We start from the raw sequence: 1,521 nt of genomic DNA on the forward strand, positions 1-1,521 counted from the left end.
ATGTCGTACAATATTAATTATGCGACGTAGAGTATGCAAAAAGAACGAGTATTGGTAAGGTTTGTTATTGTAACTATTTAACATTATAGGACAAAAGAACAACGTTTGCACGGCTATAAAGTCACATTAGTAGGAAAAAAGGTTCAATTTATTAAAATTGTGCTTGACATTTTAATAGAATTGGAAAATATTCGGATGAATCCTGTAAAAATGTCATGCTATTCACTACTTATACATCCATGGCGGGGGACTTCTCTCTCCACGTGGACATGACAGCTTCACTGTATACGACGATACATTGCAGAAAAACTGCAAAATGCAGCCTTTTCATGTGATACTCTTAAATCTTAATAAAATTCCTGCAAATATGCAGGAATTTTTTATGTTTTCTCCTCAACCCGGGCCTTTTTTAATCAAAACCGTATGTTTACAGTAACTATTAAAAACAAATGACCTAGATGATAGTTGCTTGCATTTTGCAGTTAACTTTCTCCTTCGCTTAAATAAACTCCTGCAAACAATCCTGAACGAAATCCGGGGCCGCTTTCTTTAATTGTTCCACTGTATGTAGATATCTCTGTGTTGTATTAATATGCGAATGCCCGAGACTCTCCTGAACCTGTTGCAGCGAGGCCCCCTGCAGCAGAGCCAGAGTTGCATTTGTATGCCGCAGCCAGTGCGGAGTAGGCTTCTTGCTCAAATTACACCGCTCTCCTGCCTCCCGAATAATACGCTGAATTTGTCTGGGCGAAATTGGAAACAGTAATAGATCCGGATCTGGATCCTTACTCTCTGCAAGACAATGAGCATGCTCGGTATACAAAACCCACAACTTATGCGGAATTTTCACTTCACGGATTTTACCTCGTTTAGCATAAGAGATGGTCAGCCAGATCGACGTCTCCAGTGGATCTGTATGGAAATCTCCCCAACGGATATGGGTAAGCTCAGAGACACGCAGTCCAAGCATGACCAGGGATAGTCCTATCAAGTAGTTACGCAGACTTTGTTCGCGCAAGCTATCCAGCAGCTTGCCAACTTCTTTTTTGGTTAAAAAATTTTTGCGGCTTGTCACAGTAATTTGCGGGATTTTTGTACTTAACGTAGGGTTATTGTCAAAAATACCGATACTGCTGTCACTTCCCCATTTATAGAAGGACTTCAACGGTGCGATAAATGCTGCAACACTCGCTGGCGCAAGGGATCTCCCGCCCTCCCGGTAAATGCCCTGTGACAAATAAAGCTTATAAGCCTCGATTTCCCTCCAGGTGACATCCTTCATGGGCATGCCTGATAAAAAACCACGGAAATGCTCAAGTGCTCGATAATAATTTTTTCTCGTATTGGGTACCTTGGCACATACTTCCAGAAACATTTGTATGATCTGCTCATCACGATATTCTTGGCTCAGTGAATGGAAAAAATATTGTTCCGAAACTTCCATCATATAGTTATGTAGCTCCATGGTATTAGCCTCCTGTTGACGTGTTGTGATGTCGCATAATTAATATTGTACGACAT

1 protein-coding gene is annotated in these 1,521 nt (G+C 41.1%); it reads right to left on the reverse strand.

All coding sequences use genetic code 11. The features are described from left to right. Positions 1 to 499: 499 nt before the first annotated feature. Positions 500 to 1,465 carry a tyrosine-type recombinase/integrase gene (locus tag DMN77_RS23500; RefSeq protein WP_068779530.1) on the reverse strand — a complete coding sequence of 322 codons (966 nt, stop codon included), beginning with the start codon at positions 1,463 to 1,465 and terminating at the stop codon, positions 500 to 502. Positions 1,466 to 1,521 lie beyond the last annotated feature (56 nt).

Origin of the sequence: Paenibacillus sp. 79R4 (genome assembly GCF_013393165.1) — a bacterium.
In the GTDB taxonomy this organism is placed as follows: Bacteria; Bacillota; Bacilli; order Paenibacillales; family Paenibacillaceae; genus Fontibacillus.